The sequence below is a fragment of the Streptomyces sp. MspMP-M5 genome, assembly GCF_000373585.1.
Lineage (GTDB): Bacteria > Actinomycetota > Actinomycetes > Streptomycetales > Streptomycetaceae > Streptomyces.
On record NZ_KB891929.1, the window covers coordinates 73,422 to 86,197 of the forward strand.

A 12,776-nucleotide genomic window follows, 5' to 3' on the forward strand; every position below is an offset into this window, starting at 1 on the left:
ACACCCCATACGACTCACCACCCGGAGACGCGAGATAACAGGACATCGGCCCCCCGGTCTTGGCCGCCGGTCGCTGCTCGCGGGGGTGGCGGCGCTCGGCGCGGCGGGGGCGATCGGCGCGGCGAGCGGCTGCAGCCGGGTCCCGACCGCGGCGGCGGCGGGCGGCGGGCAGCTGCTGGAGCGGCTGCGCAAGAAGGGCTCGGTCACCCTCGGCCTGGCCGGCGAGCAACCGTACGGCTACATCGGCACCGACGGCAGGATGACCGGTTCGGCGCCCACCATCGCCCGGGTGATCTTCAAGCGGCTCGGCGTCCCGCGCGTCGAGCCCTTCCCCACCGACTTCGGCTCGCTGATCGTGGGGCTGAACTCCCAGCAGTTCGACGTGGTCGCGGCCGGGATGTACATCAACCCCGAGCGCTGCGCGCAGGTGATCTTCGCCGATCCCGAGTACCAGATGCGGGACGCCTTCATCGTCCGCAAGGGCAATCCGCTGAAGCTGCGCACCTACAAGGACATCGCGCGGACCGGGGCGCGGATGGCGACCGGTGTCGGCTACGCCGAGATCGACTACGCCAAGGCGGCGGGGGTCACGCGCATGACCACGCTGCCCGACCAGTTGGCGGGGCTGCTGGCGGTCGAGCAGGGGCGGGTGGACGTCTTCGTCGGCACCGCGGTGACGGTGCGGAACGTCGTCCGGCAGTCGCGGACCACCCGGGCGGAGGCCACGCCGGAGGTCACCCCGTACGTGGACGGGAAGCCGGTGATCGACGTCGGCGGCTTCGCGTTCCGGACGCCGGAGACCAATCTGCGCGACGCGTTCAACCGCGAGCTGCACAAGATGAAGCGCTCCGGGGAACTCCTGGACCTCATGCGGCCCTTCGGCTTCACCGCGCAGCAGATGACGAAGATCACCGCCAAGGAGAAGTGCCGGCCATGACTGACATCACCTGGGGCCTGTGGGAACTCCTCCTCAAGGGCGTGTGGGTCACGGTCCAGCTGACCGTCTGCAGCGCGGCGCTGGGCGCCGTCGTGGCCTTCGGCATCGGGCTCGCGCGCACCCACCGGCGGTGGATCGTGCGGTTCCTGTCCGGGGCCTATTTCGAGATCTTCCGCGGGACCTCCGCGCTGATCCTGATGTTCTGGATGTTCTTCGTGCTGCCCATGGGGTTCGGCTGGCAGCTGGCCCCGATGTGGGCCGCGGTGCTGACGCTGGGCCTGACGTACGGCGCGTACGGTTCCGAGGTCGTGCGGGGCGCGATCGCCGCGGTGCCGCCGGGCCAGCGCGAGGCCGGCCTCGCGCTGAGCTTCTCGCCGGCCCAGCAGCTGCGGAAGGTCGTCCTGCCGCAGGCGTGGCCGGGCATGGTCCCGCCGTTCAACAACCTGCTGATCGAGCTGCTCAAGGGCACCGCGCTGGTGTCGATCCTGGGCGTCGGCGACATCGCCTTCGGCGCCTCCCTGGTGCGCAACGCCACCGCGCAGAGCGCCCCCGTCTACACGATCATCCTGGTGATGTACTTCGTCCTGGCGTTCGTCCTGACCCGCGGGATGCGGGCGGTGGAACGGCACGCCAAGGCGGGCGTCGGGCAGGCGCCGGCCGGGCGGTCGCCGCTGCGGCTGCGACGGCGACGACAGCCCGGCCCCGTCACCGGTCCGGCGGTCACCGGTACCGCCGCTCCCGCGGAAGGTGAGGCCCGATGACGTTCGACTGGTCCGCGGTCGGCGCCTTTCTGCCGACGTTCTGGAAGGGCGTGCTGGTCACGCTGCAGGCCCTGGTGCTGGGCTCGCTGATCGCCTTCGCGCTCGGCCTGGTGTGGGCGCTGGCGCAGCGCTCGTCCCTGAAGGTGGTGCGCTGGCCGGTGACCGCGGTCACCGAGTTCGTGCGCAACACCCCGCTGCTGGTGCAGCTGTTCTTCCTCTTCTACGTGATGCCCGAGTGGGGCGTCACGCTCAGCGCCCTGGCCACCGGCGTGATCGGGCTGGGCCTGCACTACTCGACGTACACCGCCGAGGTCTACCGCGCCGGCATCGACGGCGTGCCGGCCGGCCAGTGGGAGGCGGCAATCGCGCTCAGCCTGCCGCGCCGCCGCACCTGGACGGCGGTGATCCTGCCGCAGGCGGTCCGCCGGGTGGCGCCCGCGCTCGGCAACTACGTCATCGCGATGCTGAAGGACTCGCCGATGCTCTTCGCCATCGGCGTACTGGAGATGCTGGGCGAGGCCCGGCAGTTCTCCTCCCAGACCTTCCAGACCGTGGAGCCGTACACGGTCGTCGGGGTCGCGTTCATCGCCATCGCCTACCCCGCCTCTCTTCTCCTGCGAGCCCTGGAGCGCCGCCTTGTCCGCTGACCGCGACACCCCGAACACCCCGTCCACCGCCGGCGAGCCCGCGTCCTCCGGGGAGACCGAGCTGATCCGTTTCGAAGCGGTCACCAAGCGGTTCGGTACGCACACCGTCCTGGACGCGCTCGACATGACGGTCTACCCGGGCAAGCACGTCACGCTGATCGGCCCGTCCGGCTCCGGCAAGACCACGATCCTGCGGCTGATGATGACGCTGCTCAAGCCGGACGAGGGCACCATCAGGCTGGGCGACCGGTATCTGACCCACGAGGAGAAGGGCGGCCGGCTCGTCCCGGCGAGCGACCGCTACAGCCGGGAGATCCGCAAGAACATCGGGATGGTCTTCCAGCAGTTCAACCTCTTCCCCAACATGAAGGTGCTGCGGAACATCACCGAGGCCCCGGTGCACGTCCTCGGCCTGGACAAGGACGCGGCCGAACAGCGCGCCCGCGAACTGCTGGACCTGGTGGGCCTCACCGCCCACCTCGACAAGTACCCCTCGCAGCTCTCCGGCGGCCAGCAGCAGCGGGTCGCCATCGCCCGGGCGCTGGCCATGCGCCCGCAGGTGCTGCTGCTGGACGAGGTGACCTCGGCCCTCGACCCGGAGCTGGTGGCCGGCGTGCTGGACCTGCTGCGGGACATCGCGCACAGCACGGACATCACCATGCTCTGTGTCACGCACGAGATGAACTTCGCCCGGGACGTCTCCGACTGCGTGATGATGTTCGACGCCGGGCGGGTCATCGAGTTCGGCCCGCCGGAGCAGATCTTCACCGCCCCGGAGCACGAGCGGACCCGGGAGTTCCTGAGCGCGGTGCTGTAGGCGGCGTGGCGGGCGTGGCCCCGGCGGGGCCGTCCGGGGCGTGCGGGAGCGCGGCACGTGGTGCCCGCTCCCGCACGCCCCGTCCGCTTTCCCGCCTCCCCGATGGCGAGGTGCCGAGCCCCTCCCACCGCGAGTTTGAGACATTTGCGACCGCTGCGCCCCCTGCGGCGGATGTGACGGATGCGCTGGACGAGGCGAACGACTCCCAGGCGGAAAGACGAACAGCAAGCGGAAGAACGGGGCGTGCGAGCCCCGGCGAAAACCCGACGGTGCGTCAACTCCGCGCGTCACCAACGGCCGTCAACGCCCGTCCTCGGCCGGCCAATCACCCGCCCTCCGTACGCCGTTGTCGCCGGTCCGGGGGAGATTCCTCGACCAGCTCATGACCTGGGCATATGCCAGAGTGCAGGGCGCCTGCACAGACGCGTGAACCAATCCGGTTTTCGGTCAAGACCCCCTCCATCCGGGCTCGTTGACCGCTATCGTGATACGAGCCCGTTGTCCGGAAGCGGCCCGCGTTCCACGCGGTCGCACCCGCCACGACGGTCACGACGCAAGCGGTACCAACCTCCTAGGGGGACACCGTGGCGCTGAAGCCCGAGCCGACCGCGCCGTTCCATTCGGTGCAGCACGCCCTGCGCGTACTCGAGACGATCTCCCGGCACGCCGACGGCGTGACCGACGCACAGATCGCCCGCGAGACCGGCCTCCCGGCAGCCCACCTCACCCAGCTGCTGTCGATGCTGCGCCGCGAAGGCTACGCGCAACAGCTCTCCGACGGCGCGTATGTCGTCGGCGAGTCGCTGCTCCTGCTGGGATCCGGCGCCGACCGCAGCCGCGCCCTGCGCGACAAGCTGCAGCGCACGCTGGACCAGCTGCGCGACTCGGTCGGGGCGGCGGTCTACATCAGCCGGTACATCGACGGCGAGGTGAAGATCCTCCACTACGCCGACGGGCCACTGGCGCCCAAGGTCAACGAGTGGGCCGAGTTCCGCCGCACGGCCCACGCCAGCGCGGTCGGCAAGTGCCTGCTGGCGCAGCTCGACCACGACGGGCGGATGGACCACCTCTCACGCCACAAGACCGCCCGGCTCACCTCCCGGACGATCACCAACGAGAAGGTGCTGTTCCACAAGCTCGACAGCCAGCCGCCGACCGTCCCCGTCCTGGACCTCCAGGAGTACGCGGTCGGCACGGTCTGCGCCGCCGTCCCGATCACCGCCGGCAAGACGGTCGGCTGCCTGGCGCTGTCCATGCCGCTGGAGCACGCCCACCGTCTGCGGCAGGCCGCCGACACCCTCAACCGCAAGGCCGCGCCGGTCCTGCTGTCGCTGGCGATCTGAGGGCGGAAGCGATACCGGGCGGGGCCCCGCGGGGCATGATCACGAGGGTGGCCAGGCGGATGGCCAGGCGGGTGGTCATGAGCACCCCTCTCGACCAGGTAGTATTTCTTTCGTCAGCAGGCGCCGCTAGCTCAGTTGGTTAGAGCAGCTGACTCTTAATCAGCGGGTCCGGGGTTCGAGTCCCTGGCGGCGCACAGACGGTCGAAGGCCCCCACTCCGGTGGGGGCCTTTCGGTGTTACGTGGGGCCCTCGGGGCCCCTTTCGCATGCCTTCGGGCGGTTTCTTTCGTGTGTGCCCGGCCCCTCCCCGGGCCCGGCCCCGCGCCCCGGCTCGGGGTCAGGCTGCCTCGGGGAGGGGGCCCGGGGCGGGGGCGGCGGCGGTGTGGACGAGGGCGGTGTAGGTGCGGCGCAGGGCGATGAGGGATTCCTGGGCCTCGCGGTAGACGGCGGCGTCGGGGCCGCCGCGGTGGGCGAGGGTGCGGACGGGGGCGCAGTGCCGGTCCATGGCGCTGAGCCAGGCGCGGTGCTGGGCCGGGAGGTGGCGGCGCAGGTGCTGGCGGCGGCCCTCGCCGAGGCGGCGCCCGCCGATGCCCAGGACGGCGTCCGCGGCCTGGAGGACCGGCGGTTCCAGGGCGCCCTGCTCGGCGAGCGCGCCGAGTACCGCGCGCTGCTGGCCGTTGACCGGGGCGGCCGCCAACTCCGTGGCTTCGGAGTGGAGTTGGGCGCGCAGGGCGTGCTGGATGCGGACCAGGCGGCGCAGCGCCGTCGGGGTGGACGAGTCGTCGGGGGCGCGGCCGGCCAGGGTGTCGGCCAGGCGGAAGAGCCAGATGCCGTGTGCCTCCAGCCGGGTCGCGGCGAGCATCAGCCGGTCCAGGCGGCTGAGCGGCTGGCCCTCCGGGGCCCAGCGCACGATCGGCACCAGCTGTTCGGTGCGGGCCAGCTGGTCGATGGGGATGTGGCGGCGCGGCTTGCGTTCCGGGGCCCAGTTGTGGAGCGCGAGGGTGGGCAGGGCGACGAACTGGTCGTGGTCGATGCGGTGCGCGATGGCCGCCCAGAGTTCCAGGAACGCCTCGTTGGCGACCTCGCGGGCGGCCGGCGCCTGCGGGTCGAGGGCGCCCCAGCCGCAGGACACCGCGATGACCGCGACGCGCATCGCGGCGGCCTCCGCGTTGCGCGGCGAGAGGCGGGAGACGCGCTGCCGCAGGGCGGTCAACTCCTCGGCGCGGTCGGCGCGGTCGACGACCTCGGCGGCGGCCCCGCGGCCGGTCGCGACGGCCGCCTCGCGGGCCATGGCGTCCAGCCGGGTCCAGGTGCCGATCATGGACCGCACGGGCGGCCGCTCCGGGAGGAAGCCGTGCGCACAGGGGTCGTGCGCGGCCGGGGCACCGGAGGGGTCGCCGTCGGGGCAGGCGGGCGCGGCGTCGGCGGCACCGGGCGGGCCGGCCTGCGCCGGGATGCGGACGGCCGGGTCGGCGGTCGCGGTGGCGACCGACCCGCCCGTTCCGGCGGCGGCACCGGCGCGTAGGGCGAGGCGGGTGTCGGGCGTCGTCGTCATGGGAGTGGGAGTCATCAGCACTTCCCCGCCAGCAGGCGGGCCAGGTGGGCGTCCATATCGAGAGAGCGGGCCTCGCGGCCGGGCGGGACGATCGCCGCGGTCTGCTCCAGCCAGGCGGTGAGCTCCGTGGCGCGCACCGCCAGTTCGCAGAAGCCGGCGTCGGTGGCGAGTTCGATGCGCACATGGCGCGCAGTGCCCGCACGGCCGGCGGGGCGCACCCGCACATCCCCTTCCCCGGCTTCCCCGCGCAGCCCGGCGAACAGCAGATCGCGGGCGAACAGCCAGGTGGCGACGGTCTCGCCGCGGCTGAGGAACGCGACCTCGACCTCGTAGGGGCGGTCGCTGCGGTAGCTGAACCGGCCGGCCACCGGAACCGTTTCGTCCGGCCCGAGGAGGAGCTGCATCTCGAGGGTGCGCTTGGCTGTCGACACCACGACGATCAACCTTTCCGAAGAGGGGCGAGTCCCGGGGCCCCGGGTCGGGGCTCGCGTCCTAGCAGACGTCGGCTCGCGGGATGGGGTTGCAGGCGAGGGCGGAGGAGTGATGGACGCCATGATCCGCGGGCGGTCGGCGGGGGCGGTCGCCGGACCGTCGTCCGGGCAGGTCGGCGGGCGGAGTTCACGGCGGCACGGGCGGTGCTTCCCGGGACCGTCATTCCCGTTCACCTCCGGGCCGGCTGCTCGTGGGGGCCGCACGCCCCGGCACGGCCGCGCCGCGCCCCCGGGCGCCGACCCCAGCCTCTCAACGGGCGGGCGGTACCGCATGCCGACGGGGCGGCCGGACGGACGACCGCGCTGCGGGCGACGAGGCCCGTTCCGCGGCCGTCGCCCCGCAGTCGATCTTCGCCTCGGGCCGGGCGGCCCCGTGATGCGGTAGAGGTGGTCGGGGCACCTTCCACCCGGGCGCCCTCCACCGGGGCGTCAGCCCCAGGTCGGTGACGGGGATCACAGGGCCCCGAGGCGTGGTGGGCGTAGGCGTGGGTACGGAGCACCCCCGGAGTTCGTGTAGAGTTTTCTCCGTCAGCGCGCGCCGCTAGCTCAGTTGGTTAGAGCAGCTGACTCTTAATCAGCGGGTCCGGGGTTCGAGTCCCTGGCGGCGCACGTAGGACTGAGGCCCCTCGCATCGCGGGGGGCCTCAGTCGTGTTGCGGTACGGCGCCGCGGCCCACCGGGGTTCGGGGGTGCGGTGCGGACGCGTGGGCGACGGGGCGGCCGACGGCGGCGGCGTCGCCGGTCACCGGGAGCCCGGCCGGGCCGCCGTCCGGCAGGTCGGGGCCGCCGCCGCAGAGCCAGCACGCCACCAGCAGCGCGGCGCCGACGAGGCCCGGCAGGAGGCGGGGGCCGACGGGTGCCGGGGGCGCGGGACGTCGCGGCCCCTCCCCCGTGGCGTCCTCCCCCACGGCGTGCTCCGGGGCCGCCGTCTCCTCACTCGTCGTCGGCACCGCCGCCCCCCTGGCGTTCGCGGCGGAGCCGGAGTCTGAGGCGGAGCAGCTGGCCGGCGATGACCAGGACCGCGCCGCCCGCCAGGACGAGGGCGACGGCGGAGGTGCTGCTCAGTTCGCGGTGGGCGGTGACGCGGCCGGGGGTGAGGCGGGACCGGGCGGCGGGGGCGGGGGCGAGATGCACGGCGGGTGCCGTTCCGGCCGGGTCCGCGGCCCGGCCAGCGCCGAGGCCGGCGGGTGCAGGGCGGGCGGGGGCGGGGGCGACGGCGGCGTGGGGGGTGCGGGTGGGGGGTCCGGCGGCGGCGTACGCGGGTGCCGTCGTCACCGCGCACGCCGCGAGGGCGGCACAGAGTGTGAGCTGCGGTGAGCGCATGGTGTACCTCCGGTTACCTCCGAAGGTCCGCCGCCCCGCCGCCGGGCGCATCCGGGGCGGGGCGGGGCTGCGCCGTTCGGGTGCCGCGGGGCGGCGCCGCACCGCGGGTCAGACCAGGTCGACGAGGTCCGCGATGGAGTCGACGACGTGGGAGGGGCGGAAGGGGTGGCGCTCGATACCCTCGGGGCGGGTCAGGCCGGTGAGGACGAGGAAGGTCTGCATGCCCGCCTCCAGGCCGGCGACGACGTCGGTGTCCATCCGGTCGCCGATCATGGCGGAGGTCTCGGAGTGGGCGCCGATGGCGTTGAGGACGTGGCGCATCATCAGCGGGTTGGGCTTGCCGACGAAGTACGGTTCGACGCCGGTGGCCTTGGTGATCAGCGCGGCCACCGATCCGGTCGCGGGCAGCGCACCCTCCCGCGACGGGCCGGTCTCGTCGGGGTTGGTGGCGATGAAGCGGGCGCCGTCGTTGAGCGCTGCATCGATATCTACGAGAAGGCTCGTAGGCCGATGATCTTTGCCACCACCACTGGCGACTTCGACCTCACGACCAACGACGGCCGCTTCCAAGCCCGCATCTACGTCACCATTGCCAACAAGTTCTCTGCGGACGCCGCGCGCCGAGTCGCCCGCCAAAAGCTCGCAGATGCCACTGCGGGAAAGCCCCACAAGGGGCAGCGCGCTTTCGGCTGGAAGGACGCTGAACACGTTGACGAGCGGGAAGCGGAACTGCTTCGGGCAGCGCGCAAAGACATCCTGAAAGGCAAGAAGGTCGCCACCGTCCATGAGGAATGGGCAAAGCTGAAGGTACGAAGCCCGCAGACTCCGCCGGGCAAGACCATCGGATACAGCAGTGTCAGGTATGTACTGCGCAACCCGCGTCTGTGCGGCTACCGCGCCTACATTCCGCAGGAGGTCCGCGAACGCTCTGGCCGAGTCGACCCCGCTGAGTGGCTAGTCGAGCGCACGGACGGGACACCCATCAAGGGGCAGTGGGAAACGATCTTCACCCCTGAGGAGTGGCGCGAACTGATTGACGTCCTCGATGCCCGCAAAAACACCGGCAAGGGGCGGAAGGTCGGCAGCACAGTCACCAAGCGCCTGATGACGGGCATTGCCCGCTGCGCCAAGTGCGGCACCGGCCTGTCCTCTGGGATGTACACCCGAGGCACCAAGAGCTACGAGAAGTACGGGTACTACTACTGCCGCAAGGCGGATGGCGGCTGCGGGAAGTTGTCGCGCAGCGGCCCGCCGATGGAGGACTACGTGGAGAAGATCCTTCTCGGCAACCTGAGGAAGCAGGCCCAACACGTGAAGCCTGCCGAACAGGAGGACTCCGAGCTGATCAAGGCCAAGGCCACCTTGAAGCAGATCGAGGCCGACAAGGCAGAGGCTCGGCAGCTGCGCGCCGACGACAAGCTGTCCCTGGCAGAGTTCGCACGCGAGATCAGCCGCCTTGAGGACAAGGAGAGGGAGACCAGGGAGAAGGTCTCCACCCTCTCGGCCGCGCCGGTTCGGGCCGGGTCCGCGGCGGCGCGCATCGTCCGGGAGTGGAAGGACTACACCGTGGACATGAAGCGGGAAGAGATCTTGAAAAACATCGAGGCTGTGGTGGTCAAGCCGGCTGGCAAGGGCGGCGCCCAGCGTGGAGAGTTCCGTGCGGACCTGCTTGAGATTGTGTGGAGGTAGCCGCAAACAACGAGACCGCCCCGACCTTATGGCCGGGGCGGTCTCGTCATGCGCGGATAATACCGAAGCGCGAGAGCAGGTCGGTGACCCACTCGTCACTTCGGAGCGGCGAACGCTCTATCTCCCACTCGATCCGCTCCTCAAGCGTCATCGCCTGGAGATCCACTCAACTCATTCCTTCCTTGGCGCTTGTTTGCTTCGAGATCGAGGACGCCGCCCCATGGTTGGGAGCCGATTCGGGTGTCACCCGGGACGATGTGGTCCAGGTCCGTCGCACGAGGTCCGCCGTCATGAGCGTTAACCGGGGGCTGTGGCACCCTCGTCCGGCGAGCGCATCGAGGCCCGAAAGGCCAGGTCGACGACAAGAGCAACGGGAACAACGCACAAGCGGTCACCGAACCTTGCCTGACCATCAACTGGGCCAAGCTGCACCGGCCAAGGGAGCCCGAGGCCGCATCCCAAGCCGCATAGCGCCGGGGTGCCCTGACACGTAAAAACTGAGACCCACGCCACACCGTGAGGGAGCCGCCCCGTCAAGGGTGCGACTCCCTCACTTCGTGTTGCCGCCAGGTGGACGGAAAGCGACTGAACGGGTGCGTTCGGGGCACAAAAACTGTCCCTGGTTCCTTCTTTTCTCTTACCCGTATGAGAAAGAAGGGGTAAAGGGCAGTTACTTGGCCCCTGGGTGAGAGGTCGGCCCACCGCCTGGCGGACGAGGGTGTCATGGCCCCCAGTTAATGCTTATGCAGGCGGGTTCCGTGCCGCGGACTCCAGCGTCCGACGTGGAGGCGCGAGCATCGCGCCCGCCCGGCTCCTCCCGCGCGCCCCGGTGTCTTCCAGGATGACGCGCGGGAGTTGAGCCCCAGGCCCCGTAGCTCAGTGGGAGAGCGCCCGATTGTCGGTCGGGGGTTGCCGGTTCGGTTCCGGCCGGGGTCGCTGGAAAGACTCTGCCTTGGGGGTGGCCTTATCCGCAGCCTCCACCGCACTGGCAGGGGCCGCCTTGCTGGCACCCGCAGCTACAGCCGGGACCGCACTGGCAGTCGTTGGCGACAGTTCCCTCACTGGTCGGCATGGTGCCTCGCTTTCACGTGCCTGGGGTCGGTGGACGGCTCACTGTGGCACCTGCGCCTGTCACTCCACCACCAATCTCGGGGCGAAGGCTGAAGTTCGCCTCATTGACACGGCGTTGCCCTGATGTATCGCCATCCACTAGAGGTGTTTCTTCATCCCGGCGACGACCACGACCCGGCGAACCTTCAGGCTTTGTGCGGGTGGCATCACGCGCGGAAGTCCAGCGCTGAGGGCGCGGCGGCCCGGCGGAGGTGGGTGTCCAGGCGGAGGCCGGAGGCGCGGCATCCGGGAGAGTTGGCGTGAGCGAGCGCGCGGTGTTCATGGCGTCCTCTTGCTAAACCGCGAAGAAGACGAAATCCGAGGCGCCTCAAATGTACGATTTAACCTGGGGGGTGGCCCAGGTCACTTTTCGAGAAAAGACCGAAGTGTAATAGCGGCTCGGATTCTGTACGGGTTTCAAGGTCGTTAGGACCAGCGCCCTGGGCCTGACCCACCCGGTTTTTCGGCGAAGGCGCCCACGAACCAGGGGAGAGGCGACCCGACACGTTTACTGTGGGACGCGGCGAAGAATGTGATGCGCGCCCCGCCGCGCTGATGGCGACGGGGCGCGGCGCTTTCATTCCCGATCTGTACGAACCTTCAGACCAGAAATTATGTGCGCTCAATCATGGATCCTCGCGGCGGTGATGCACCGAAGTCGGGGCCGCAGGCCCTTAGTCGGGATTGCCCCAATCGGTACAGTAACCCATTAGATGGTTACCTTTGAATGTGGCAACCTGGATGCCGATATTTTTGATGCCGCCACTGTACTTGACTGACACCCATCCCTCCTTGTGCTTCCCGGCGCCGGAGACCTTATTCCAAGCACCTTGCTTTGAGGTGCCGTTCATTCCCAGTACGAGGACCCGAATCGCTGCGTAGCGCCCGTCAGCCTTGCCGTCTGCCAGATCCAACTTGACGTTGAGCGTTGACATCGGGTCGTGCCAGTTGTAGATGACCGCCCCGCCTGACGCTCCTGCGTCACCTGTAGTGCACCCTCGTTTCACCACGGGGTCGCCTGAGGCGGCTGCCTGGGCGGCAGCTGTGGGAGTGCTCAACACCGCAATGACCGCGGCGGCAGTCATAAGTGAACGCTTGACGTTCATGTTCCCCCTGTGTCTTGGTACCTGACGGCCCGAAGGGGAAAGCAGCCAGCGATTTGCGAATACGCACTGCACTGACGGGCTCCCCCGAGGCCCGTCATGACGCTATCGACGTTGGCAGGACTCGGTCAACTATCGCTGTTGGAGGAGGTAACACCATGCCGGGCCCTGTCCCGAAACGCAGCGATCAGCGCCGACGGCGCAACGAGCCGGACGGTCCGGCCTTGGTGAAGGCGGGGGCCGGCAAGGCACCGCCGATTCCCCGGGCGTCAAGCGACTGGCACCCGATCGCCAAGCGCTGGTTTCAGTCCCTGAAGGACAGCGGCCAGGCCCAGTTCTACGAGTAAAGCGACTGGCATGTCCGAGGCTGGGCGGCGGTTCGCCGCCGCCCAGTCCCGGGCGGGCTTCCTCGGAGTCGTCGCATCTCTGCCGTGTCTGTGGATCAACCACCCGGCACGTGACCAGCAGGCCAACTACAAACCTTGGCAACTCCGCGTGGCTGACCAGCTCGGCCTTAACCCGCCGCGAACGATCGTGACGAACAACCCTGCGGCCGGCCGCAAGTTTGCCGCTGACGTTGGCGGCCCGATCATCACCAAGTCGCTTGGCGCCCCTGTAGACACGGTGGTGGTCGATCCAGCCGAGTTCGACGACTCGGTGAGGCTCTGTGCCCACATATTCCAGGAGTGGATAGAAAAGTCGCATGAAGTCCGGTTGACCGTGGTCGGCTCGCGTTTCTTCGCGGTTGAGATCCATGCAGGCTCGGCGGCCGGTCGGATCGACTGGCGGACGGACTACGCAACCAACACCTACAAACCCACGGCCGTCCCATCTGGAGTGCGGGAGCGTGCAGTCGCGCTCATGCGCCGCTTCGGCCTCGTCTTTGGTGCCTTCGACTTCATCGTGACTCCATCAGAGGACCCGACGCGGCCGGTCGGCACACTCGGCGACTGACGAAGCCTACGGGCGCATGAGCAGGGGGCTCCTCCCCTGGCTTTCGTC

Annotated in this window: 12 protein-coding genes, 3 tRNA genes and 1 pseudogene; 10 read left to right on the forward strand and 6 right to left on the reverse strand. The window is 70.0% G+C overall.

What is annotated here, in order from left to right; all coding sequences use genetic code 11:
• Positions 1 to 85 precede the first annotated feature (85 nt).
• From ehuB to B073_RS0132325, 6 genes are all read left to right on the forward strand, one after another.
• Positions 86 to 937 (forward strand): ectoine/hydroxyectoine ABC transporter substrate-binding protein EhuB, encoded by an 852-nt coding sequence (gene ehuB / locus B073_RS0132300; protein ID WP_018542221.1) that lies wholly within the window; start codon positions 86 to 88, stop codon positions 935 to 937.
• Positions 934 to 1,698 (forward strand): ectoine/hydroxyectoine ABC transporter permease subunit EhuC, encoded by a 765-nt coding sequence (ehuC, locus tag B073_RS0132305; RefSeq protein WP_037813464.1) that lies wholly within the window; start codon positions 934 to 936, stop codon positions 1,696 to 1,698. The genes ehuB and ehuC overlap by 4 nt, the downstream gene beginning before the upstream one ends.
• On the forward strand, positions 1,695 to 2,345 hold the full coding sequence (gene ehuD / locus B073_RS0132310; protein ID WP_018542223.1) for an ectoine/hydroxyectoine ABC transporter permease subunit EhuD: 651 nt from the start codon (positions 1,695 to 1,697) through the stop codon (positions 2,343 to 2,345). Before ehuC ends, ehuD begins: the two co-directional genes overlap by 4 nt.
• The gene (gene ehuA, locus B073_RS0132315; RefSeq protein WP_018542224.1) at positions 2,335 to 3,162 is read left to right on the forward strand and encodes an ectoine/hydroxyectoine ABC transporter ATP-binding protein EhuA; all 828 of its coding nucleotides are present in this window, start codon (positions 2,335 to 2,337) and stop codon (positions 3,160 to 3,162) included. Before ehuD ends, ehuA begins: the two co-directional genes overlap by 11 nt.
• A 584-nt stretch (positions 3,163 to 3,746) precedes the next feature.
• Positions 3,747 to 4,505, forward strand: a complete 759-nt coding sequence (locus tag B073_RS0132320; RefSeq protein ID WP_018542225.1) for an IclR family transcriptional regulator — start codon at positions 3,747 to 3,749, stop codon at positions 4,503 to 4,505.
• Between the two features lie 120 nt (positions 4,506 to 4,625).
• Positions 4,626 to 4,699: transfer RNA gene (locus tag B073_RS0132325), tRNA-Lys, on the forward strand.
• Positions 4,700 to 4,841: 142 nt separating this feature from the next.
• On the opposite strand, the gene B073_RS0132330 is transcribed toward B073_RS0132325, so the two are convergent.
• Together B073_RS0132330 and B073_RS0132335 are read right to left on the reverse strand one after the other, a co-directional pair.
• Positions 4,842 to 6,074, reverse strand: a complete 1,233-nt coding sequence (locus tag B073_RS0132330) for a hypothetical protein (RefSeq protein WP_234025222.1) — start codon at positions 6,072 to 6,074, stop codon at positions 4,842 to 4,844.
• Complete coding sequence (locus tag B073_RS0132335; protein WP_018542227.1) at positions 6,074 to 6,493, reverse strand: SsgA family sporulation/cell division regulator; 420 nt, start codon at positions 6,491 to 6,493, stop codon at positions 6,074 to 6,076. The genes B073_RS0132330 and B073_RS0132335 overlap by 1 nt, the downstream gene beginning before the upstream one ends.
• A 592-nt stretch (positions 6,494 to 7,085) precedes the next feature.
• Here B073_RS0132335 and B073_RS0132340 point away from each other — a divergent pair.
• Positions 7,086 to 7,159: transfer RNA gene (locus tag B073_RS0132340), tRNA-Lys, on the forward strand.
• A 34-nt stretch (positions 7,160 to 7,193) separates the two neighbouring features.
• Here the strand turns inward: B073_RS0132340 and B073_RS0132345 are convergent.
• The 3 genes and pseudogenes from B073_RS0132345 to B073_RS41890 form a co-directional block, all read right to left on the reverse strand.
• A complete protein-coding gene (locus B073_RS0132345; protein WP_158690279.1) occupies positions 7,194 to 7,499 on the reverse strand; it encodes a hypothetical protein in 306 nt (101 codons plus the stop codon).
• The gene (locus B073_RS48890) at positions 7,483 to 7,872 is read right to left on the reverse strand and encodes a hypothetical protein (protein ID WP_037813432.1); all 390 of its coding nucleotides are present in this window, start codon (positions 7,870 to 7,872) and stop codon (positions 7,483 to 7,485) included. The genes B073_RS0132345 and B073_RS48890 overlap by 17 nt, the downstream gene beginning before the upstream one ends.
• A gap of 108 nt (positions 7,873 to 7,980) precedes the next feature.
• A pseudogene (locus B073_RS41890) lies at positions 7,981 to 8,346 on the reverse strand (HAD hydrolase-like protein); the annotation flags it as partial.
• A 36-nt stretch (positions 8,347 to 8,382) separates the two neighbouring features.
• Between B073_RS41890 and B073_RS0132360 the strand changes: the two are divergent.
• Together B073_RS0132360 and B073_RS0132370 are read left to right on the forward strand one after the other, a co-directional pair.
• On the forward strand, positions 8,383 to 9,561 hold the full coding sequence (locus B073_RS0132360; protein ID WP_018542230.1) for a recombinase family protein: 1,179 nt from the start codon (positions 8,383 to 8,385) through the stop codon (positions 9,559 to 9,561).
• An 865-nt stretch (positions 9,562 to 10,426) separates the two neighbouring features.
• Positions 10,427 to 10,497 (forward strand) — tRNA-Asp (locus tag B073_RS0132370).
• An 848-nt stretch (positions 10,498 to 11,345) separates the two neighbouring features.
• Here B073_RS0132370 and B073_RS46870 read toward each other — a convergent pair.
• Complete coding sequence (locus B073_RS46870) at positions 11,346 to 11,777, reverse strand: hypothetical protein (RefSeq protein WP_158690280.1); 432 nt, start codon at positions 11,775 to 11,777, stop codon at positions 11,346 to 11,348.
• Positions 11,778 to 12,131: 354 nt separating this feature from the next.
• Here B073_RS46870 and B073_RS41905 point away from each other — a divergent pair, with 354 nt between their 5' ends.
• Positions 12,132 to 12,728 carry a hypothetical protein gene (locus tag B073_RS41905; protein WP_051094304.1) on the forward strand — a complete coding sequence of 199 codons (597 nt, stop codon included), beginning with the start codon at positions 12,132 to 12,134 and terminating at the stop codon, positions 12,726 to 12,728.
• The last annotated feature ends 48 nt before the right edge of the window (positions 12,729 to 12,776 follow it).